The sequence below is a fragment of the Anaerotaenia torta genome, assembly GCF_050433395.1.
GTDB lineage: Bacteria > Bacillota > Clostridia > Lachnospirales > Lachnospiraceae > Mobilitalea > Mobilitalea torta.
Map to the genome: position 1 here is coordinate 60,080 of NZ_JBNPXH010000010.1, position 21,491 is coordinate 81,570.

21 protein-coding genes are annotated in these 21,491 nt (G+C 45.2%); 14 read left to right on the forward strand and 7 right to left on the reverse strand.

Annotation, left to right across the window (positions count from 1 at the left end; all coding sequences use genetic code 11):
• Positions 1-3 precede the first annotated feature (3 nt).
• Genes HNQ56_RS16200 through HNQ56_RS16235 form a run of 8 tightly spaced genes read left to right on the forward strand, consistent with a single transcriptional unit; the run spans position 4 to position 7,971 of the window.
• The gene (locus HNQ56_RS16200; RefSeq protein ID WP_429148440.1) at positions 4-1,905 is read left to right on the forward strand and encodes an ABC transporter substrate-binding protein; all 1,902 of its coding nucleotides are present in this window, start codon (positions 4-6) and stop codon (positions 1,903-1,905) included.
• Positions 1,906-1,917: 12 nt separating this feature from the next.
• Complete coding sequence (locus HNQ56_RS16205; protein ID WP_429148442.1) at positions 1,918-2,970, forward strand: ABC transporter permease; 1,053 nt, start codon at positions 1,918-1,920, stop codon at positions 2,968-2,970.
• Entirely contained in the window at positions 2,970-3,848 is an 879-nt protein-coding gene (locus HNQ56_RS16210; RefSeq protein WP_429148444.1) for an ABC transporter permease, read from the forward strand. Before HNQ56_RS16205 ends, HNQ56_RS16210 begins: the two co-directional genes overlap by 1 nt.
• Before the next feature lie 8 nt (positions 3,849-3,856).
• Positions 3,857-4,867: an ABC transporter ATP-binding protein gene (locus HNQ56_RS16215; protein WP_429148446.1), complete on the forward strand. Its 1,011-nt coding sequence runs from the start codon at positions 3,857-3,859 to the stop codon at positions 4,865-4,867.
• Positions 4,867-5,874 (forward strand): ABC transporter ATP-binding protein, encoded by a 1,008-nt coding sequence (locus HNQ56_RS16220; protein WP_429148447.1) that lies wholly within the window; start codon positions 4,867-4,869, stop codon positions 5,872-5,874. The genes HNQ56_RS16215 and HNQ56_RS16220 overlap by 1 nt, the downstream gene beginning before the upstream one ends.
• Entirely contained in the window at positions 5,862-6,041 is a 180-nt protein-coding gene (locus tag HNQ56_RS16225; RefSeq protein WP_429148449.1) for a hypothetical protein, read from the forward strand. The genes HNQ56_RS16220 and HNQ56_RS16225 overlap by 13 nt, the downstream gene beginning before the upstream one ends.
• A 34-nt stretch (positions 6,042-6,075) precedes the next feature.
• Positions 6,076-6,945, forward strand: a complete 870-nt coding sequence (locus tag HNQ56_RS16230; RefSeq protein WP_429148450.1) for a hypothetical protein — start codon at positions 6,076-6,078, stop codon at positions 6,943-6,945.
• A 54-nt stretch (positions 6,946-6,999) separates the two neighbouring features.
• The gene (locus tag HNQ56_RS16235; protein ID WP_429148451.1) at positions 7,000-7,971 is read left to right on the forward strand and encodes a LacI family DNA-binding transcriptional regulator; all 972 of its coding nucleotides are present in this window, start codon (positions 7,000-7,002) and stop codon (positions 7,969-7,971) included.
• Between the two features lie 149 nt (positions 7,972-8,120).
• Here HNQ56_RS16235 and HNQ56_RS16240 read toward each other — a convergent pair whose 3' ends face one another.
• The 5 genes from HNQ56_RS16240 to HNQ56_RS16260 form a co-directional block, all read right to left on the reverse strand.
• Positions 8,121-8,456: a hypothetical protein gene (locus tag HNQ56_RS16240; RefSeq protein WP_429148452.1), complete on the reverse strand. Its 336-nt coding sequence runs from the start codon at positions 8,454-8,456 to the stop codon at positions 8,121-8,123.
• 882 nt (positions 8,457-9,338) lie between these two features.
• Positions 9,339-10,109 carry a hypothetical protein gene (locus tag HNQ56_RS16245; protein ID WP_429148454.1) on the reverse strand — a complete coding sequence of 257 codons (771 nt, stop codon included), beginning with the start codon at positions 10,107-10,109 and terminating at the stop codon, positions 9,339-9,341.
• Between the two features lie 87 nt (positions 10,110-10,196).
• Positions 10,197-10,493, reverse strand: coding sequence for a hypothetical protein (locus HNQ56_RS16250; protein WP_429148456.1), 297 nt, complete (start codon positions 10,491-10,493; stop codon positions 10,197-10,199).
• A 179-nt stretch (positions 10,494-10,672) separates the two neighbouring features.
• Complete coding sequence (locus HNQ56_RS16255; RefSeq protein WP_429148458.1) at positions 10,673-11,569, reverse strand: selenium metabolism-associated LysR family transcriptional regulator; 897 nt, start codon at positions 11,567-11,569, stop codon at positions 10,673-10,675.
• A gap of 74 nt (positions 11,570-11,643) precedes the next feature.
• Positions 11,644-12,795: an aminotransferase class V-fold PLP-dependent enzyme gene (locus HNQ56_RS16260; protein ID WP_429148460.1), complete on the reverse strand. Its 1,152-nt coding sequence runs from the start codon at positions 12,793-12,795 to the stop codon at positions 11,644-11,646.
• A 232-nt stretch (positions 12,796-13,027) separates the two neighbouring features.
• Here HNQ56_RS16260 and yedE point away from each other — a divergent pair, with 232 nt between their 5' ends.
• Genes yedE through selD form a run of 4 tightly spaced genes read left to right on the forward strand, consistent with a single transcriptional unit; the run spans position 13,028 to position 15,682 of the window.
• Positions 13,028-14,095 carry a YedE family putative selenium transporter gene (gene yedE, locus HNQ56_RS16265; protein WP_429148461.1) on the forward strand — a complete coding sequence of 356 codons (1,068 nt, stop codon included), beginning with the start codon at positions 13,028-13,030 and terminating at the stop codon, positions 14,093-14,095.
• A gap of 50 nt (positions 14,096-14,145) precedes the next feature.
• Positions 14,146-14,346: a sulfurtransferase TusA family protein gene (locus HNQ56_RS16270; protein WP_429148463.1), complete on the forward strand. Its 201-nt coding sequence runs from the start codon at positions 14,146-14,148 to the stop codon at positions 14,344-14,346.
• An 11-nt stretch (positions 14,347-14,357) separates the two neighbouring features.
• Entirely contained in the window at positions 14,358-14,606 is a 249-nt protein-coding gene (locus HNQ56_RS16275; RefSeq protein ID WP_429148464.1) for a putative Se/S carrier protein, read from the forward strand.
• A gap of 23 nt (positions 14,607-14,629) precedes the next feature.
• Positions 14,630-15,682 carry a selenide, water dikinase SelD gene (selD, locus tag HNQ56_RS16280; RefSeq protein ID WP_429148466.1) on the forward strand — a complete coding sequence of 351 codons (1,053 nt, stop codon included), beginning with the start codon at positions 14,630-14,632 and terminating at the stop codon, positions 15,680-15,682.
• 43 nt (positions 15,683-15,725) lie between these two features.
• Here selD and HNQ56_RS16285 read toward each other — a convergent pair whose 3' ends face one another.
• A complete protein-coding gene (locus HNQ56_RS16285) occupies positions 15,726-18,308 on the reverse strand; it encodes a M56 family metallopeptidase (RefSeq protein WP_429148468.1) in 2,583 nt (860 codons plus the stop codon).
• Positions 18,308-18,673 carry a BlaI/MecI/CopY family transcriptional regulator gene (locus HNQ56_RS16290; protein WP_429148470.1) on the reverse strand — a complete coding sequence of 122 codons (366 nt, stop codon included), beginning with the start codon at positions 18,671-18,673 and terminating at the stop codon, positions 18,308-18,310. Before HNQ56_RS16290 ends, HNQ56_RS16285 begins: the two co-directional genes overlap by 1 nt.
• A 318-nt stretch (positions 18,674-18,991) precedes the next feature.
• On the opposite strand from HNQ56_RS16290, the gene HNQ56_RS16295 reads away from it, so the two are divergent.
• Together HNQ56_RS16295 and HNQ56_RS16300 are read left to right on the forward strand one after the other, a co-directional pair.
• On the forward strand, positions 18,992-19,909 hold the full coding sequence (locus tag HNQ56_RS16295) for an aldo/keto reductase (protein WP_429148471.1): 918 nt from the start codon (positions 18,992-18,994) through the stop codon (positions 19,907-19,909).
• 214 nt (positions 19,910-20,123) lie between these two features.
• Positions 20,124-21,470 (forward strand): glycoside hydrolase family 18 protein, encoded by a 1,347-nt coding sequence (locus HNQ56_RS16300; RefSeq protein WP_429148473.1) that lies wholly within the window; start codon positions 20,124-20,126, stop codon positions 21,468-21,470.
• Positions 21,471-21,491: the final 21 nt, after the last annotated feature.

Sequence of the window (21,491 nt, forward strand, 5' to 3'; positions counted from 1 at the left end):
TTTATGAAGAAAAAGCTTGTAAGTGTATGTTTCATTATTTTTCTCATGGTAAATATGATTGGCTGCGCAAAAAAAGCGGATACCAAGGATGTAGACACAACCTTCCGCATCGCAAAGACCTGGGATAAGACGGGGATACGAAATCATTATCATGGCGGGTCCAACATAGGCGCATTAGAGTGGCTGGCAGTAGAGCCCCTGATCCAATATGTAAGATCCACCGACGAGCTGCATTATCTTTTGGCGGAGAGTGTGGAGCATAAGGAGGATTCCACCTCCGTCATCCATCTTCGTAAAAATGCGAAATGGCAGAACGGGGATGATTTTGTTGCCGAGGACGTAATGGCGTTTTATCACATCAACTTTGTGGAGCTGACAAACTATCTGGCTAAGCCCATAGAAAAAATCGACGATAAAACCGTTCGATTAACCTGGAAGAGCTGGATGGAGCCCAATGATAAGGTGAAAACCCTATTAATAGCGGTTCAAAAGGCCGGCTCCGTTAAATATTCGGAATTTAAGGAATATGTGGACAAATGCCAGGAAATCTTACTGAGCCAGCCGGATGCAGAGGAAGGCTACAAGGGCTGGGCGCCCTTTGGAAAAGCAATCCAGCCGGATGCGGATGAAGCCTTCATGGCGAATTACAATGGCTTTAAGGCTTATAATCCCACCTGGTTTGTAGCTACAGGCCCTTATAAGCTGGAAAAAGAAACACAGAACCAGATGATTTTAACAAAAAATGAAAATTACTATTTTGCGGACAATATTAAGTTCGATAATATCATCTGTTACAACGTGGCTGACATTAATTCTATTTATAACATGCTTTCCAACGGAGAGATCTATTATCAGGACGGCCTGGCTCCCGAGGCAACCTTGAATGCAATTCTTGACAGCAACAAGAATATGGCCCATTTAAAGATGTTTGATCCCGGTGCAATCGGCCTGGTATTTAACCTGGAAAAAGAAGTATGGACTCCTGAAGTGCGCCAGGCCTTCCAGTATATCTTCAATCGGGAGGAAATGAAAAATGCCGGTAATAAATATGCCATTACCAGTGAATTTCCCCTCATCGGAATGGCCCCCAGCGAAGCGAAGTCCTGGTTAAAGCCGGAGGATTATGACGCCTTGCCCCGATACACCCAGGATTTGAACAAGGCGGCGGAGCTTCTTGAGACAGCAGGCTGGGTAAAGCAGGGGGATAAATGGACGGTAAACGGACAGACGGTTAAATTGTCTCTGGGCTATGACGGAAGCCATCCCGGTATGAGCGGGGTTGCGGAAGCGGTGGAAAGCGCTCTCAGCCAGTTCGGTATTGAGATTTCCTTAAAGAGGGCCAATGATTTCGGTTCCTGGTTCGATACGGCAAAAGCTGGGGACAGCGTATATGATTTTGTTGTCAACTGGACGGATCTGAATATGAGCTTTTCCTATCCCACAGGCTCCTTCCTCTATGTATACCGTGATATCAACGGACCGATCTTAAAGTTCCCCACCTTTACCGAGGAAGACTTTAACGCAGGCAAAATCGAGAAGAAGGATATCGGGAATATCGCTCTTGAATTTGAAAAGAGGGATGGAAGCGGTACCTTCTATGTAAAGGATGTCATGGGCAATCTGTATTATTATTCGGATGAGGAATTAAAGGAAGTATTGGCCGACATGATATTTGGCGCAGCTGATGAGAATTACGGCATTCAGTTTTATCAGAACGTGACGGGCTCCTTTGTAGACTTTACTAAGATTGACGGACTCCCTCTGGAGGATAAGATAAAGGAAAGCAGAAATGTGGCCTATGTTCCGGAGGTAGGGACGAAGGAATTCTTTGAGGTAGCAAGGACAAACCTGTATTTCTCACAGGGCATAAACTTCTCACTTGAGTTTTACAAACCGAAGAAGTAGGGGAGGATTTAGTTGAAAGCGAAGAGGAAGGAAGAGAACAAAGTGATAACCTTATTCATGAAGCTTATGAATAAAACCAGATTCTTCTGGAGGCGTTTATTCATTGCCGTATTAACCCTGGTATTAGTCGCGGTCTTTGGTTTCTTATTAATAAAAATGATGCCCGGCAATCCGGTTGATACTTACGCCCAGAGCCTGATGATGGAACGGAAGATATCCTTTGAAGAAGCCAGGAGCTTAGCGAAATCCCTGCTGAACTACAATCCGGATGAGAGTGTATTTGTACAATTAGGCAGTTATGTCAAAGGCTTGCTGCATGGAAATCTTGGGATTTCCATGCGCAGGCCGGACATCACGGTGAATGGGCTGATCAAGGATTTTTTACCATGGACCTTATTTATATCAAGCATTTCCCTGCTCCTCAGCTTTGCCGTCGGAATCTTCATGGGCTCCCATATGGCGTGGAAAAGAAAAGGAATGAGAGAAGGGGCGGCACTGTCCTATATCGTTGTATCCGGTTCCATACCGGATTATCTGTGGGGTATGATATTAGTCTTTCTTTTGGGGGTTAAATTTAAGATTTTCCCGGTGCAGGGGAACTATGATATTATGCTGGAGCTGGAAGGCTGGCCATGGTTTTTGAACGTGCTGTACCATGCGGCGCTGCCCATATTGGCCTTCTCCATCGTTCAGATCGGTTCCTGGGCTTTGTCCATGAGAGCCAGCTCCATCGGCGTCCTTGGGGACGATTACATCTATGCAGCCAGAGCCAGGGGCATTCCGGAGAAAATCATCGTCAAAAGATATTTACGAAAGAATGCCATGCTTCCGCTGGTCACCTCCCTGGCGCTGTCCTTTGCGGCTTTGTTCGGCGGGTCGCCCTTGATGGAGACGATATTCAACTATCCCGGCCTGGGTCAGCAATTCGGCGGTTTTATGGGAGCAAGGGATTATTTCATTGTACAGGGGCTGATGCTGTTTATGTCCTTCATGATTGTGCTGGCAAATTTAATTGTTGATTCTTTATATACCCTAATAGATCCTCGGATAAGGAGGAGTACCTGATGGCAAAGAAATATATGAAATCCGCGGCACAGGGATTAAAGAAAATGGTTCGGATTGTGTTTTCCAATAAAAAATCCACGGCAGGTGTGATAATCATGCTATTCTTTGTCCTCATGGCTGCGGTCGGTCCGGTGCTGTTTAAGTATAATCCCGTCACCGATGAAGTAAATAAATATTTGGCGCCTTCGGCAAAGCATTGGCTCGGAACGGACAACCTGGGAAGGGATGTATTCCGGCAATTGGTTTATGGCTCCCGTGATGTTCTTGTGATAGCGCTCCTTACCTCCTTTATTACAGTCATTCTGGGAACGGTAATGGGAATGGTATCCGGACTTGCGGGAGGTGCCACCGATAAGATAATCGGCGTGATAACGAATCTGTTCCTATCCATTCCCAGCTTTCCGATCTTATTGATTTTTGCCTCATTTTTTACCATCGAGGACCCCTTCAGCTTCGCGCTGGTACTTTCCATGTGGGGCTGGGCCGGGTTAAGCAGGGCGATCCGGGCGCAGATCAATTCGCTGAGAGAGCGTGACTTTATCCAGATATGCAAGGTTATGGGGCTGAGCAAAGCACATATTATCTTCCAGGAACTAATGCCCAACATAGCTTCTTATATTTTGATCAACTTCATCTTAATTATGCGAAATGCAATTACGGGAAGCGTAGGCATCATGCTGCTGGGGCTGGCCTCCTTCCAGCCGTCCAACTGGGGAGCGATGCTGCTGCGGGCAAAGGATTCGGGAGCGTTATTAATTCCTGAAGCAGTTTATTTCTTGTTCGCGCCCATTGTAGCTATCATGCTGTTCCAGATGGGTTCCATTCTTTTGGCACACGGGCTTGATGAAGCGTTAAATCCCAGATTATCAGGGCAATAGGAGAACGTATGGATAAGGAAATACTATTAAAAAAAGGAAAAAGTAATTCAGTCACAATCGAAAAGCTTACGGTGGAATATAAGCTTAAGAAGTACTCCATCCGGGCAGCCAGCCATATTGACCTGGACATAAAGAGGGGGAAGATGACGGCCTTGGTAGGGGAGAGCGGAAGCGGTAAGACCACCGTTGCCTCGGCATTATTAAACTGTATCTCAAGACCGGGAGAAATCGTATCCGGGGAAATATATTTCCATGAGAAGGACGGAACCATTACAGAAGTCAGTAAGCTGAAGGAAAAAGAAATCAATGCCTTTCGCTGGAGCAAGATCTCTATGGTCTTCCAGGGGGCTCAGAGTTCCTTGAATCCGGTTATGACCATCCTGGAGCATATTTATGAAACCATGAAGGTGCATGATAACAAAACCACAAGGGCGGATGCGGTCAGGAGAGCACAGGAGGTATTGACGATTGTAAACCTGAGCGCGGAGAGGATCATGAAGATGTATCCCCATGAGCTGTCCGGCGGAATGAAGCAGCGTGTCATGATTGCCATGAGCTTATTGCTGAATCCGGATCTGATTATTCTGGATGAGCCGACAACGGCCCTGGATGTCATTACACAGGATTATATCTTTACGATTTTAAAGAAGATCAACAGGGAAATGGGCGTTTCCATGCTGTTATTAACCCATGATATTTCCATCGTTGCCAAATTTACAGATTACATGGCGGTTATGTATGCCGGAAGACTGGTTGAATACGGCTCCACAAGAGATGTGTTCAGCCGGAAGGCCCATCCCTACACAAGGGGGCTGATTATGGCGACCCCGTCCCTGTATGGAGATATAACCCGGATGGAACCCATCAAAGGCGTCCCGCCTAATCTGATGGAGCTGCCGGTGGGGTGTGTCTTCCATCCCAGATGTCCGTATGCAGAGGAAATGTGCAGACAGACGGTACCGGAATTAAAAACAATAGGAAATGAGCATTTGTCACGATGCCTGAAAGAGGTGTTCTAATGTCTGATCACGAAATACTGATGCAATTAAAGGATGTAAATATGGTGTTTGAAAAGGGCGGCGGTATATTTTCGTCAGACAGGTATTTTCACGTACTTAAAAATATCAATCTGGATATTAAAAAGGGCGAGATCCTTGCCCTGGTGGGAGAGAGCGGCTGCGGCAAGACCACCCTGGGAAGAATTATCACGGGACTGATCAAGCCCACCAAAGGGGAGATCCGCTTTGAAGGGGAGAACATCTACCGTCTGATGGGTATGAACTCCAACTATAAGCAGAAGGTCCAGTTTATTCAGCAGGATTCCTATGCGGCCCTCAATCCGGTTAAAACAATCAAGGATTCCATGATGGCACCCATACGGGTACATCATAAAGAATTAACCTATTCCCAGGGGGAAAAACTGGCGGAGGAATTGCTGGAACGGGTAGGCTTAATTCCCGCAGAGCAGTTCCTGTCAAAGTATCCTCACCAGATGAGCGGAGGACAAAGACAGCGTGTCCTTATGGCAAGGGCTTTGACCATGGAACCCCAGCTGATTGTCGCGGATGAGCCGGTTTCCATGATCGATGTATCCATGAGATTGTCCATCTTGAATCTGATGACAGAATTAAACCGGGAGCTGGGAATCGCATTTGTATACATCACTCATGATTTATCAACAGCGCGTTATATTGCTAATTCGGGCCGGATTTGTGTCATGTATCTGGGGGAGATTATGGAGCTTTCCTCCATGAAGCAATTAATTGAAAGTCCGAAGCATCCTTATACCCAGGCCCTTTTTTCCGCGGTTCCGATTCCTGATCCGGACAGCGCAAGGCATGATAAACCGCTGCCCTTAAAAAGTATGGATCTGATGAACCTGGAAGCACGGAAGGACGGCTGTCCGTTTTATGACCGGTGCATCTACGGTAAGGATAAATGTCTTCAAAAGACAATCGGCTATCAGGAGATAGAGGGCGCGTTGGTAAAGTGTATTTATGAAGGGATTCCAAAATGGGAAATATAAGTTTTTTTCTGAAGTTTGCATTTGTATTATTCCTTTTATCTGTTTTTACGTTATTTATCGTTGATAAAGGAACGCTGGAATTCAAGGTTACAATGGTTAGTGCAATCATATCCTTTTTCATCCTGGCAGTTGGTACCCGGCTGGTGATGAAAAAGGATAGGGATTGAAGCTAATAAACTAATTAATAATGGAGGATGAAGTATGAAAAGGAAAAGATCTATGTTAATGTTAGCCGCGGTTCTGGTTATCAGTCTCGGACTGGCCGCATGTGAGAAGAAAGAGAATCCCAAGGGGACACCGACCCCGACCGAGGCGCCGACAGCGGCACCCCAGGGGACAGAGGAGCCGGGGACCGATGCAAACGAGCCGGAGGGTGAGGAACCGGTACAGGAGGAAGAAACAGCAGGCAATAAGGTATATGTGGATTTTACCTTTGATGATGTGGAAGACGGGGCCGACGTACCCGATGTGGCATCCGAGGGAGCCGGTTTTATGGTAGTCAAGGATGAGAAGGGCAACGGCTGGGCAGTATCCAAAAATCCCGAGGACTGGGCGGCAATTTACTTCGGCACTCCTGATGAAACCGGAACGGAAGTATATCTAAAGGACTTCTGCATTGAAACAAAGGTATTCTTACCGACGGAGAACAAAGGCTTGAGTAATGACGGCGGTGTTCCTATGTTCGTATCTGCGGAGGGCAGGTATGATGCGGCCCTTGCCTGGGGAGCCGAGGTCTCTACCGTGAATCTGTGGAAGGCCGGCAATACGGACGGCGGTCCCATTGCTTCCAATAATAAGAATGAATTTCCGGATCGTGGGTGGGTCGCTGATTTTTCTCTTGAATCTGGAAAAGAATATGTATATACTATTATTGGACGTTATCGGGAGGATGAAGATGCGAATCAATATGTAACCTTATCCATGTTCATCGATGATAAGCTTGTACTGGAGCATGAGGTGCCTTATTGGGGCGGCGGTTTCGGGCTGAGAGGCTGGCAGTCTGATATTCGTTACGATTATATCAAGGTATCTGATGTACCTGCCGTTTCTCCGGATGGAATCGCCAGATAGAGTACAAATGTAAAAAGATTTTCCTTTGATTTAATGAATAGGAGATTGTAAATAATGGTAACTTTAAGGGATGTAGCGCGCGAAGTGGGCACCTCGGTGTCCACCGTGTCAAGAGTGGTAAGAAACAGCGGACATGTCAATGATGAATTGCAGGAGCGGATTCATCAGGCATGTGACAGACTGGGGTATATTCCGAACTCCAACGCCAAGAATCTGAGAAATGGAAAAAGTAATACCATCGGTATCATCGTTTCCGATATCAACAACTACTTTTACAATATTACCTTGGGTCATTTGGTCAATAGGCTGCGGGAGCATAAGTATCAGGTTCTGATCGGATATTCTTACGAGAACGTACAGATTGAAATGGAAGTACTGGAAATGCTTTTGGCAAACCGGGTGGATGCTATTATTATGACTCCGGTATCGGATCAGAATAAGCGGTTGATCGATACCATTAAAAAAAGGAATATACCTATCGTTCAATTATACCGAAAAGCATATAAGGGGATTGACTCCATCTGTGTGGATGACAGCTATGGCGCTTATTTGGCCGCAAATCATCTGATCGGCAAGGGATACAGGCGGATTGGCTTATTATCCATTAATATTAAGTTCACACCTCACCGGTCCGAGGGCTATAGACAGGCTTATAAAGAGCATGACCTGCCCTTGGAGGAGGATTTGATCTTAAAACTGCCTCCCAATGTTTCTACGGAGGAGGAGATCAAACGCTTTATTATAAAAAATAATCCGGATGCCATCATAGCCGGTACGAACCTTCTGGGCATTGATACCTTAAAAGCCATTAAATCCTTGAAGATTAAGGATTTTAAGGAATCCCACCTGGTGGTATTTGATGATATGCCCTGGATGGAATTACTGGATGTTGCCGCGGTCTCCCAGCCCATCGAGCTGCTGGCCCAGAAATGTGTGGACATCGTGTTAGATGCTTTGGCGGGCAAGGCTGCTTCTAAAGTCATTGAGGATAAAGTGACTCCGTGTCTGGTGGTTCGGAAGAAATGAGGATATTGCGTTTATAAATCGGTCCGTATAAAAGAACGGAAGTATCTCAATAATCGGCGGTATAGCATAATAAATGCTATACCGCTTTAAAATAGGGTTCTTATCATGCTTGGAACACCACCCATAGGCAATGGTGCCCCGAAAAATCATTAAGTTGTATGATTTTCATATTTCTGCGATAGTGTATTATATATTTCTCGAATATAGTTAATATAATCTTTATCTGGCTTATAATTATGCCTGTTAATGCGAACATCCTTTGATAAAACACATACTTCAATTATTTCCCCATTATATAACTTTATGTCAATAAGAAATGCAAATCCATCTTTATGAGTATTAATCTTTCTGCTAAGATGCATCGATTGTAAAAACTCAAAAATCAATTGAACATCTTTTTGCTCTTCAATGGTGTAGTAACCTACTGGATCATGAAAAGTAATTTCTTCTATATCTCCTAAAACGATATCTTTTAACTCGTTCATATTGATACTCCGAAACCATACATTTATTAAAATTGCAATCAATATTACTGTGATAAATATTAAAAACTTTTTTCTCATTTTTCACCATCCAATTATGATACTAAAAATAAATCGAAATTATTTTTTTGATATCGCCTAGGCGCATTAGCAGTGGTCCTCTGCATCACTCAACAGATGTATGCTTCCCGTCCATACAAAAACCGGCTGCAAAAATTGTAAGGAAGTCCATAAACACCAAAGATATAGTCCATACATGCTACGAAATCCATATCATCTTTTAAAAGAATGCACCAGTAGTCGTTTTGATGAAATTGAAGCCGGTTTTATAGAGCCCATCCAATGGCATTATTACCAACAGGAGTGTTAATTCGGACATCGATATAAGCTTAACAATTTATAATGATGGCCATAGAGACATCCGCTTGCACGGGCGGATTGTTCATGGATAAATATTTTCCTATATGTCTCATTAAGGTCGTTTAGGATTTGGAGTCTGTTCCATATCGTTTTTTAATTCATCATCCGGTAAAGATATATTTTTGGGTCTTGCCATAGTTATTCGTTATTGTTTATTTTAGTATATTACAAAAGGGTATAAATAGCGACAATTATTTGACTGAATATCATCAATATATAAAACTAGATAATCCTAAAAAATCATCTAGTTTCTAATTCTCTTTTATATGTGAGTAGAAGTAGTTATTTATTTTAACATCATATTATTGATTCAAGTGTCAAAAGATCCTGTGCACCCTTTCATATATAGCATATCATATTGATGTTAAATATGTTTGCAATAGCAATATATTGTATGCAGAAAGCACTAGGGGTACTTTTGACACTTGAATCATTATTATATAATTAATATGTAAAACATTTATACTAACCTAGATATATCCAACATAATGACTTTATCCACGTCCATGTCTTGTTGTTGTACGGAATTGTAGTGCCAGTTGAATAGTAATAAACTATCTGAACACCACCACTTCCACCGTTAAGCCCGGAGTTCCAAATAACAATAAATTGATTGATATTTATCTGTCTATATCCATAGACTGTTACGGCATGTCCATTATAATAATTATCCGCAAGACTAGCGTAAGATGGATATGCATTGTCTATGTTATACTTGATACTTGACCATGATAATGGAGCGAAAATTTCATTGTTTAAATATACACCATAATGAGAAAGTGCAGATTGAGAGTCATATGTGTCGCCGCCCTCGTCATATCCTATACCCATAAAATCACAAACTTGTGTTGGGGTTATATTAGTTCCATTTCTATAATTTGCAATTGTTGCTACAGCTGCAGCCCAACAATTTCCGTATGAACCTTGTCCTTTATTATTATATAATGCACATACTTTAGATGTACTTGTTGATTCACTATATGAAGGGGTATATTTATCCTTAATATTTTTATTTTTTTTGGCAGATGGGTCAGTTTTTACAAAATTTTTTACAGCCTTTGAAATAATTTTTTCTTTTTCATTAAAATCATAAGCTTGAAACGTACGACATTTCTCGCTTTCAATGCCTGACAGATTTATTACTTCGGTTGAGCTTTCAGCAAATATATTATCATTTGATTCATAAAAAATATAGTTTTCAGCGGTATAATCTATTTTATTTAGTTCTTTCACCATCTCTTCAGAGAGGGAAAGCCCCCACCCATTTGTTGTTCCTGCTATACTTAAATTTAGAATTACTTGACCTTTACTGTTGAATACAGGTTAATGATATATTTCATCTTGGCTTGTCTGATCTAAATCATAAATAACATATGGTTCCCCTATTGTAATATTATTTAAATCATCAGACTTAATATTAAAATAACTATTATAGCTTTTATCAACCTCAATTATATCCTTATGTTTTTCATTAATAAATTGAGTTGCACTTTTAGGTATTCCTGAAGAGATCTTTTCTTCTGATGCTAAAGCCTTATTTGGTACAAATTGAATTAATACAAATGCTAAAATTATAATTAAATATTTGTATCCTTTTCTTTGTGAATTACTTCTAATCATTATTTTTATCCTCCTTCATAAATTATTATTGGAATATGTCCAAATAAACATTACCATAAAAGGAATATAATTACAAGAAAGTTTTCCTAATTTTTAGAAAAATATGTTCCGCATGCAAATTTGCAAGTACTAATAAAATGATCAAGAGGAAAATGAGAAGGAATAGAAGAGAGAAAAAGTCAGCGGACTTTAAAATACTCTTCTATAAACTGGATAAATTTTAACAGCTGTCGGTTCTGAATATTGTATTTCCGGTAGATTAAATAGTAGCTGCGGTAAACGCCTCCTTCTGCCAGAGGAAAGGCTAAGACACGGTTATCCCGTTCCAGATCCTTAGTGACTTTTTTGGAAAGGATGGAGATACCGAAGCCATAAATAATGGACTGCTTGATGGATTCTAAATCATTCATCCGTGCGGCCACTTTTAAGGAAGCGCTGTCCAGTTTTAAGGATTCTAAAACAGAATCCGCTTCCTTTTTTGTCCCGGAGCCGTATTCTCTCATTAGAAAAGGTTCCTGTAACAGGCGGGTTAAAGATGCGCCTTCTTTTTTTAGTTTCTGATAGTAGGGCGTTGCAGGGGTGGCAAGCACCACCTCGTCCTGGTAAATAGCCTCGCAGCAGAAATTTTCATCCTTCAGGGTACTCCCTGTAATTCCCATATCTAAGGTGCCGGTCTGTATCCGGTCGATAATCTGGGCGCTGTCCCCCTGAATCACATCAAAGGTTAAAGAAGAGTCCTGCTTTTGGTAAGCGGATAAAATTTCAGGCAGAAGGTAAGCGGAGGGAATAGAGGAAACGCCGAATTGTATCACATTCTGATTTGTCTTATTAAATTCTTTTAGAGTCTTCTCTCTCAGCCAAAGAAGATTTTTGGCATGTTCGTAGAACTGTTTTCCGTCCTCGGTAAGAGCCATGGTCTTGGTGGTGCGGTCGATTAAACGAGTATTTAAGCTTTCTTCTAAAGTACGAAGATGGCTGCTGATGGTGGGTTGGGTGAGATAAAGCTGTCTTGCGGCTTCGGAAAAGCTTCCCCACTCCGCGATGGCACAAAAAGCTTCTAATTGTCTGAAATCCATAATATTATCCTTTCTTGTGAGATGGTACTGTGATGCTCGATTAAGGTATCAAAGAGCGATTGTAACGTATTCGATTATGATTTACAAAGCTGCTTTAATGCGGCAGCTGCGGTTAAAACATCCTCCCTGGTATTATAGTGTCCAAAAGAAAAACGTATGGTTCCCGCCGGATAGGTATTTAATGTTTTATGGGCATAGGGGGCGCAGTGAAGACCAACCCGGGTCATAATTCCGAATTCACGTTCCAGATGAAAGGCGGCCTGGGCATTGTCCAGACCTGTCATTTGAATAGAAACCACAGGGGCGCGTCCTGTGATGTCTTTTTTCCCAATGAGGCGGAGTTGGTTAAGAGACCGCAATTCATTTAAAAAGAGAGAGGTGAGCTTCAGCTCTTTTTTTCTGATGTTCTCAATGCCGGTGGTTTCCAGATAAGCAAGGGCAGCGTGAAGTCCTGCAATGCCGGGAAGGTTTAATGTCCCAGGCTCAAAGCGGTCAGGAAGAAAGTCGGGAACCTCCTCCAGGTGGGAAATGCTGCCGGTTCCTCCGCTGATCAGGGGTTCGATCTGTGCTGCCAGCTCGTCCCTCAGGATAAAACCGCCGATTCCCTGGGGGCCCAACAAGCCCTTGTGTCCGGTAAAACAAAGGGCATCAATTTTCATGGCTTCCATATCAATGGGAAAAACTCCGGCAGTCTGGGCAGCGTCTACAATAAAGATAAGATGGTGTTTTTCACAAAAGTCTCCCAATTCCTCCAAGGGCATTAAGGTTCCGCAGATATTGGAAGCATGGGTAATAACAAGGGCACGGGTATCCGGCTTTACCATATCCTCCATCGCGGAAAGCACCAATTCTCCCTGGAGGGTACAGGGAATTCGATCAAAGGAAATCTCCTGTGCTTTCAGCTGGACCAGAGGGCGCATCACGGCGTTGTGCTCCATGGAGGAGGTCAGAACATGATCCCCCGGCTTCAGCAGTCCTTTTAATATAATATTTAAGCTGTAGGTCACATTGGGGGTGAAGACAACATTTTTACAGTCGGGAAAATGAAACAGCCTGCAAAGCTGTTCCCTGGTGTCAAATGTGGTTTCCTCCGCATCATAGGCAACGGAGTAGGTTCCCCGGTTAATATTGACACCATAATTTTCTATAAAGCTGCAAACAGCCTTTGAAACACATTTCGGCTTCGGAAATGTGGTGCTGGCATTGTCAAGATAGATTCGCTTCATCAAAATACCTCCAGAGCCTGTGGGTTCTTATTATAATTAGTTCATAATCCCAGTATACTGTTTTTTTCATGAATAAGCAATTTTCTATGTAGAATTTTATTGTATTTATAGAAAAAATTTATAGGTATGATAAAAATTTCAAATAAAACAATTATACAAAATCAGGTAGTTGAGATAGAATTTTATATAGGAAATACCCTATCAATTTAAGGATATAAGGAGGAACTATTTTATGAAATTAGCGGGGGAAAAGCGAACGATTATCGTTGCAGGTCTTATCATTGGGGTCATTGCAGGGTTTCTGGTGTTTTTGGGAAATCCGGCTAATATGGGCTTTTGTGTAGCCTGCTTCATCCGTGACACCGTAGGAGGTCTGGGACTCCACCGGGCGGCACCGGTACAGTACATAAGACCTGAAATTATTGGTCTGATTCTGGGAGCCTGTATTCTGGCTCTTATAAAGAAGGAGTATGTGCCGAGAGGCGGCTCTGCTCCCATGACAAGATTTGTGTTGGGATTTTTCGTTATGATCGGCTGTTTGATGTTTTTAGGATGCCCCTTCCGTATGATTCTGCGTCTGGCAGGCGGGGACTGGAATGCCATCTTCGGACTGATCGGATTTACCCTTGGAATTCTTGCAGGCGTATTTTTCTTAAATAAGGGATACACCTTAAAAAGAACCTATACCTTGACAAAATTAGAAGGCGGAGTAATGCCCGTCGTTCAGATTATCTTATTGATCCTGCTGATCGTCGCTCCTGCATTTATTTTCTTCACAGAAGCAGGGGGCGGTCCGGGTGCGAAGCACGCTGCCATTGCGATCTCTTTGGGAGCGGGACTGATTGTAGGCGCCCTTGCCCAGAGAACCAGACTCTGTATGGTTGGCGGTATCCGCGATGTAGTGTTATTTAAAGAATGGAAGCTGATGGCAGGCTTTGTTGCAATTCTTGCGGCGGCGTTAATCGTAAATGTGGCTACAAAAGGCTTCCACCCGGGATTTACAGGACAGCCCATCGCTCATACCGACGGATTATGGAATCTGTTAGGCATGCTTTTAGTGGGATTTGCCTGTGTTTTATTAGGAGGCTGCCCGCTACGCCAGCTGGTGCTGACAGGAGAAGGAAATACGGATTCCGCTGTTACTGTACTTGGATTGGCAGCAGGAGCCGCATTTGCCCATAACTTTGCAATGGCCTCTTCCGCGGAAGGCCCGACCTTCAACGGTAAAATCGGTGTTATTGTGGGAATTGCAGTGGTTCTTATTATTGCAGTTTCCAATATAAAAAAAGCAAACAATTAAGAGCACCTTTGACACTTTAAATCATATTGAGGAAAGAGAGGAAAATTGGTATGATAGATGCAAGAGGACGTTCCTGCCCGGAACCGGTGATTATGATAAAAAAAGCGATGGCTTCCAACGAGAAGGAATATGAGATGTTAGTGGACAATAGGACTGCGCTGGAGAATGTCACCCGCTTTGCACAGCATCAGGGCTATGAAATACAAAGCAAGGATGAAAACGGGGAATATCGTCTTAGAATTTACAAATAACAGGAGACACTATGTATTATATTGCGACCTTTTATTCTCATTTTGGTGCCATTCGGTTTAAAAAGGAATGTCAGAAGGAGAGTATGGCTCCCCAGCTCATGCCGGTTCCCCGGAATCTCAGCTCCTCCTGCGGGACCTGTGTCCGGTTTGAGGGGCCGGAGGATTACCTCTTCCAGGAAGATCCCCATGGGGAGATAGAACAGGTAGTGAGGGAAGAGGGCCAGGGCTATGTGATTCTGTTTAAAGCCCAAGACAGTTAACACAAGATTGGAGGGACGCCTCTATGCCGACAGGCAAGGAAGGTGAAACAATACAACTGACAAAGCTTGCATCCTGTGCGGGATGCGGGGCAAAGGTGGGAGCCGGTATGCTGTCACAGCTGCTGGAAGGACTCCCTTCCCTATATGATGAAAGGCTCATCGTGGGTTATGACAAAAGTGATGATGCTTCCGTATACGTGATTAATGATGAGCTGGCCCTGGTGCAGACCATTGATTTTTTCCCGCCGATTGTGGACGATCCCTTTTTGTTTGGGCAGATTGCGGCTGCCAATGCCCTGAGCGATGTCTATGCCATGGGCGGAGAACCCAAGCTGGCCCTGAACGTGATGTGTGTCACAAATAAGATGGGCAGGGATGCCGTTCATGATATCTTAAGAGGCGGCTATGAAAAGGCATATGAGGCAGGAACTATTATTACCGGAGGACATACCATAGAGGATTCGGAGCCGAAATACGGCCTTTCCGTAACAGGATTTGTTCACCCTAAGAAGGTGTTGACCAACTCCACTGCAAAAAAGGGGGATGTGCTGATTTTAACCAAGCCCCTGGGGATTGGAATTCTGACCACGGCTGCAAAAGCGGAGATGGTGGAAGAGCCCTTGCTTGACAGAATATATGCTCAGATGGCGCAATTAAACAGGATAGCCAGGGATATTATGGTTCAGTATGAAGTACATGGATGCACGGATGTAACCGGATTTGCCCTTATGGGACACTCCTGTGAGATGGCAAGAGGAAGCGAGCTCACCATTCATCTGGATACCAGTAAGCTTCCTTATCATAAGGAAGCCTATGGTCTGGCAGAGATGGGATTTGTCCCGGCGGGAGCTTACAGAAACCGTGATTTTGCTCAGAAATATGTTTCCGTAAAGGGAAATGTCAGCCGGGCCATGGAAGATATTTTGTATGATCCCCAGACTTCGGGAGGGTTGATGATGGCGGTATCGGAAAAAGATGCATCACGTCTTCTGGCACAGTTAAAAGACAGTATTCCATGTGCCGAAATCATTGGTTATATAACAAAAAAAGAGGATTCTTATATTATAGTGAACTAATAATGAAATGCGTCGGCAGGCAGGTGCTTGCCGACGCATTTCATTATACTCCCTCGTTAATGACCTCCCATTCACCGTCCTTTGATTTGGTAAGAACAATCTGTCGTACGGCATGATCGGACATTGTGACATGGAAGGCGGTTACCTGGTCTTTTACCCTGTGGGGAATGATAGACGACTGATACTCTGCAGCATCTGAGAGCCATGCGATATCGGTCACCTGGCCCTTGAAAACAGTGGTTTCATAATAGGAGAGCACGGCATCCTTCGCAAAAGCAAGTTCCGTTTCTGTTATAAGGTAAGTCTGTTCCTCGCTGAGCTTGCGGTTTGAAATGGCATAATCACTGTATATGCTCAGGCGGGTTTCAAGGTTGTCGCTGTCGGAATAGAGCTTCGGAACACTATCCAGCCAGGAATACCGCTCAAGGAAGTCTTCGGAGGAAGACGGGCCGAAGGTATACTGACCGCCCTCCGTACTCATGAGCAAAGTACTGCTGTCCAGCAGCTCATTCACTTCCTCTGCAAAGGCGATCATCCGCGAAACGTCCAGTTCCTTTGTTCCGTTGATGTCAAACTCCAGCTGGTTGGATTGGATGATATTCTCCTGACCGCCCTCCAGTGTGAAGAGGGTATAGTAATAATAACAGGAGCCTTGATACATACTGGGGTTATAGCGCAGGAAATAATATTCGCCTTCCAGTTCGCAGAGGAAGAGTGACTGCCAGCCCGCATGGGGAAGATCGGCGTCTTCGCTCCAGATTTCATTATTGTTTTTATCAAAAACACGAAGTGTGATATAGCCTTCCCCCATCCCGGACCGGTCAAGGCAGAGGACTTCCCTTTGACCATCCCTGTCTAAATCGGTCACTTCAGCGATCAGCTCCAGAGCGGGTTCAGCCGGCATCTCCGAGGGAGCTTCGGCGGAGTGACCGGAGGTATCCTGCGGATTCCCGGGGCCAGAAGGAGAGGTATCTGCTGGCTTCCTATCGGGAGCAGAAGATGCGGCATCCTCCGGGTTCCTGTCGGAGGTAGAGGGCGAGGTATCGGTTTGCGGTTGAGTCAGTAAGATATAAGATACCAGGGCTTCGCTATCGTAGTAAATGGTAATCTGTGAGCCGTTTTCCAGAAGATAGATATCTCCGAAAAAGCCGAAAAGCATACCGACAGGTTCGCCCATGATTTCCTGTACATCCTCCCGCGGCATACCGATGCGGACATCCTGCCAGCCGGTATGATCGGGAAGGGCTATGGTGAATTCCGCCCAGACGGTCCGTTTTTCCCTGGTCACAGAGGTGTCCGGGATCAGTTCGGAAGGGGGATACCAGACATCAGTAGCGAGCCGGTAATTCCCGGCATCCAGCTTGACGGAAAGCAGATCAGGGGTTAGACGGTATGTCTGGCTGCTTCCGAGGGGAAGAGGGAGGGATTCTTCTGTAAAGGCCAGATCTTCTCTAAATGGTACAATCCTCCAGTCATCCCCCACCTGCTTCGTCAGGACAAAGCCAAGTCCGCAGTTGATACTGCTCTCCATTTGCTCATTGGTCAGTACGGCTTGGATGGCTTCAAAGGAAGGTGGATACACATTAGCTTCTGTACGGAGCGTGACCCGGTCATACAAATGAGCAGGGAACCGGTAGGGCTTCCAACCAGAGGAAGGGTCGGACTTAACCTGGTTAGCGGCCAATCCGATGCTCAGAGCTGCGACGAGCAGAATCGAAGCAATGCTGATCCACACAGCAGGTTTTTTAAAGCGCATGGCATTGCGGATTCTTTCCTTGATGTTCCCTTCCCCAAAGGCGAGAGGGCTGCCGTTAATCCAATGCCGTCCGGTTGCCAGGGAGAGCAGGGAGGCGGAATAAGCCTGCCTTATCTCTTCTCCCATTTTCCTTAGGACATATTCGTCACAGGATACCTCCATATCCTTTGCAAAGGCTGTAAAGGCTACCCATACAAGAGGATTGAACCAATGAACCGTCAGCGCCAGGAAGGCGGCTACCTTAAAGATATGGTCAAGCCGGCGGATGTGGGTCTGTTCATGCAGGAGGATATAGCTCTGTTCCCGCTCCTCCAGGGTTGACGGGAGGAATATTTTCGGTCGGAGCACACCCAGCACAAAGGGGGTAGGGATGTGGTCGGCAAGATAGATATTATCCCGCAAATGCACCGCACCGATCAGCTTCCGGCGTAGAAGCAGCAGGGAAATACCGCTGTACAGCAGCATCGCCGCCATGCCGGAGAGCCAGACTATGGTTGCGGCGGCCATCCGCCATTCCAGCGGGTCGGCTACAGTCTGCTCCTGCCCCCGGGGCAGCCTGCGGTTGATGGCCTCACTGATCCCCGGAAGGGGCAGCTCCACCTGGGGGGAAGAGCTATGAACGATGTCGGAGGGAATATAGGTGATGCTGTTGTTTGTCGGGGCAGGAGTGTGAAAGATCCCCAGAAGGGATAATTCCGAGGAAAAGGACACGGGGCATACAAGCCGGAACAATACCACGGCCCAAAGTGCATAGGAGAAGCTCCGCGGGGCTTTTCTCAGCGGGATGCGGGCAATCAGCACACTGAGGATAACAATTCCCGCAGTAAGGCTCATATTAAGGATTTTTGGAAGCAGGGTATACAGCCACATCAGGAATCACCCCGTTTCTCATCAATCAGCCTCTGCAGCTGGTCAATCTCCTTCTCGGACAGCTTTTTCCGCAGGGTAAAGGCTGCAAGGAACTGAGGGAGTGACCCGGCAAAGGTTTCATTTACAAAATTCTCACTTTGCAAAGCATGAAACTCCTGCTTGCTCATGAGAGCTGAGACAACCCCCTCGATATTCTGAAAAATACCGCGTTCGCAAAGCCGGCGCAGCATGGTGTAGGTAGTGGATTTCTTCCAGGTTAATTCCTTTTGGCACAGCTTCACCAGCTCACCGGAGGAAATAGGGGCATTATCCCATATCAGCTCCGCAAATTTTGTTTCCATTGCTCCCAGCTTATATTCTGCCATTATAATCATCTCCTTGTGGGTTTAACGATATTAGACCTATATGATATAGTTTAATGCCATTAAACCAAAATGTCAATCATAAAAAATTTTAATCAAATGAGATTAAATAAGTTTTTTGATCAGATGATGAAAAGTTTTGCCAGAGTGATAGAAATCAATTATTATTTGGTATATAATAGTTGATACAGCAATGGACACAAGGTGAAATTGCTGGTGATGCATATTGGGACAAGATACGGTGTATCCTGTGAGCCAGAGATAGTTTAACAGGATATGTCTGAATTAAAAGGTGATTCTTTTAAAGAAAGGAGTAAAACAATGAAAACAATGAAATTAGGACAATCAAATTTGCAGGTGCCGGTAATTGCGGTGGGCTGTATGCGTATTAACGGATTAGGCAAGCCGGAGGCGGAGCGCTTTGTTCAGACGGCGCTGGAGGGAGGCGCTAATTTCTTCGATCACGCGGACATCTATGGAGGAGGTACCTGTGAGGAAATCTTTGCGGAGGCGATCCGCATGAGTCCTTCCGTGCGGGAAAAGGTAATACTCCAGTCCAAATGCGGCATCCGAAAGGGGATGTTTGACTTCTCCAAGGAGCATATTCTGGAATCGGTGGACGGCAGCCTGAAGAGGCTGAAGACGGATTACCTGGACATTCTGCTGCTGCACCGCCCGGATGCGCTGGTGGAGCCGGAGGAGGTGGCCGAGGCCTTCGATCAGCTCCAGAGCAGCGGAAAGGTTCGCCATTTTGGCGTATCTAATCAGAATCCCATGCAGATACAGCTTCTTCAGAAATACGTGAAGCAGCCGATTGTAGCGAACCAGCTCCAGCTGAGCATTACCAATGCCACCATGATTTCAGCAGGCATCCATGTCAATATGCTGGACGAGTCGGCTGTCAGCCGTGACGGCAGTGTTCTGGATTTCTGCCGCCTGAGGGATATTACGATACAGCCCTGGTCGCCCTTCCAGTACGGCTTCTTCGAGGGTGTTTTCCTGGATAATGAGAAATTCCCCGAACTGAATGCCAAAATTAATGAGATAGCCTCTAAATACGGGGTTACCAATACCGCCATTGCCATTGCATGGCTTCTTCGCCATCCGGCGCATATGCAGCCGGTGACCGGGACGATGAATGTGGAGCGCTTGAAGGATTGCATCAAGGCAGCAGATATTTATCTGACCCGTGAGGAGTGGTATGGAATCTACCGTGCGGCTGGCAATACCCTGCCGTAACACCTATACCTGGAAAGCCATGAAAGGATCTGAATTGTGATCTTTTCATGGCTTTTCTTAATCCGGCAGCTGAGTTGGGGAAGGCTGCGGAGGAAAATGGAAAAAACAATAATAGATATTGCCTGGATAGGAGGAAGATGTTAAGATAAATACAAATATGCTTCATGATCTATGAGGATGTAAATTATGAAGCGGATACATCGGGGGAAGAACCATGAAAATAAAGAAAGGCTTTCAAGCCAGGCTGCTGATAGCCGCATTGGCTCTGGGAATGCTGGGTTGCTCCGGAGTAAAAAAGGAGACGGAAATCGATAAGAAAAACAAAGCACCGGATTCAAATACCGAAAAAGCCCTTGAAATAACACCGCTGACGGATCCGCTGATATCAGAAATTGTTAAAAAACCAAAGAGGATAGAAGAAGGACCCAGGAGCATTGCTTATTTTACTTCTTGGTCAGCCTATGACAGAGCCATCACGGTTAAGGATATTGACCCGGAGCTTCTTACCCATATCAATTTTGCCTTTGCTAATCTGAGTCAGGATGGCGAGGTGATGGTGGGAGATGAATATACCGATTTAACCATGGATTTTGGGACGGAGCTGGGCGGAAGCGCCGAGGACGCCTGCGGACATTTTGGGCAGCTCAGACAGCTGAAAGCGAAATATCCAAAGCTGAAGGTGTTGATCTCCATCGGCGGATGGGGCTGGTCGGCTAATTTTTCCGACGTGGCCGCCGATCCGGTGAAGCGTGACCGATTTGCCGTTTCAGCAGCGGATTTTGTTGCCCGGTATGGATTGGACGGCGTTGATATTGACTGGGAATATCCTGTGGAGGGCGGGGATAATATTCCTCACCGTGCCGGGGATGACGTGAATTATACCATGCTGATAAAGGCGACCAGAAAGGCATTGAATGAACGGAAAAAGCCGGACGGGGACACCTATCTGCTGACCATAGCTGCCCGTGCCGCGGAGCGCTTCATAGCGGATTCCAATTTATTGGAGACGATGCAGTATGTTGATTTTATTAACCTTATGACCTATGATTTCCACGGTGCCTGGGAAAATGTGACCGGTTTTAATTCCCCGCTGTATGATGCCAGCGGCCAGGCTTGTATTGATACGGCGGTAACGGCCTTTTTAGGAGCAGGAATTCCCGGAAGGGATATCAATCTGGGGCTCGCGTTTTATGGACGAGGCTGGACCAATGTCGCAAGTACAGAGAATCAAGGATTGAACCAGAGGGCTCAGGTGCCCGTCGGCATCGGATATGGACTGGGAACTTGGGAAGCAGGGGCATTCGACGCATGGGATCTAATGGAGAATTATGCGGATAAGAACGGCTTTGTACGCTATTATGATGAGACGGCACAATGTCCTTATGTATTCGACGGCACCACCTGGATCGGCTACGACGATGTGCAGTCAATCCAGGCCAAGACGGAATATGCAGTAGAAAAAGGGCTCGGAGGTGTGATGTTCTGGGAATTTTCCGGGGATCGGAAGCTGGTTTTACAAAAAACAATTACAAAGGTGCTTGAGATAGGAAAGGAAAAATAGAAGGAGTCAACGGGGGATTGA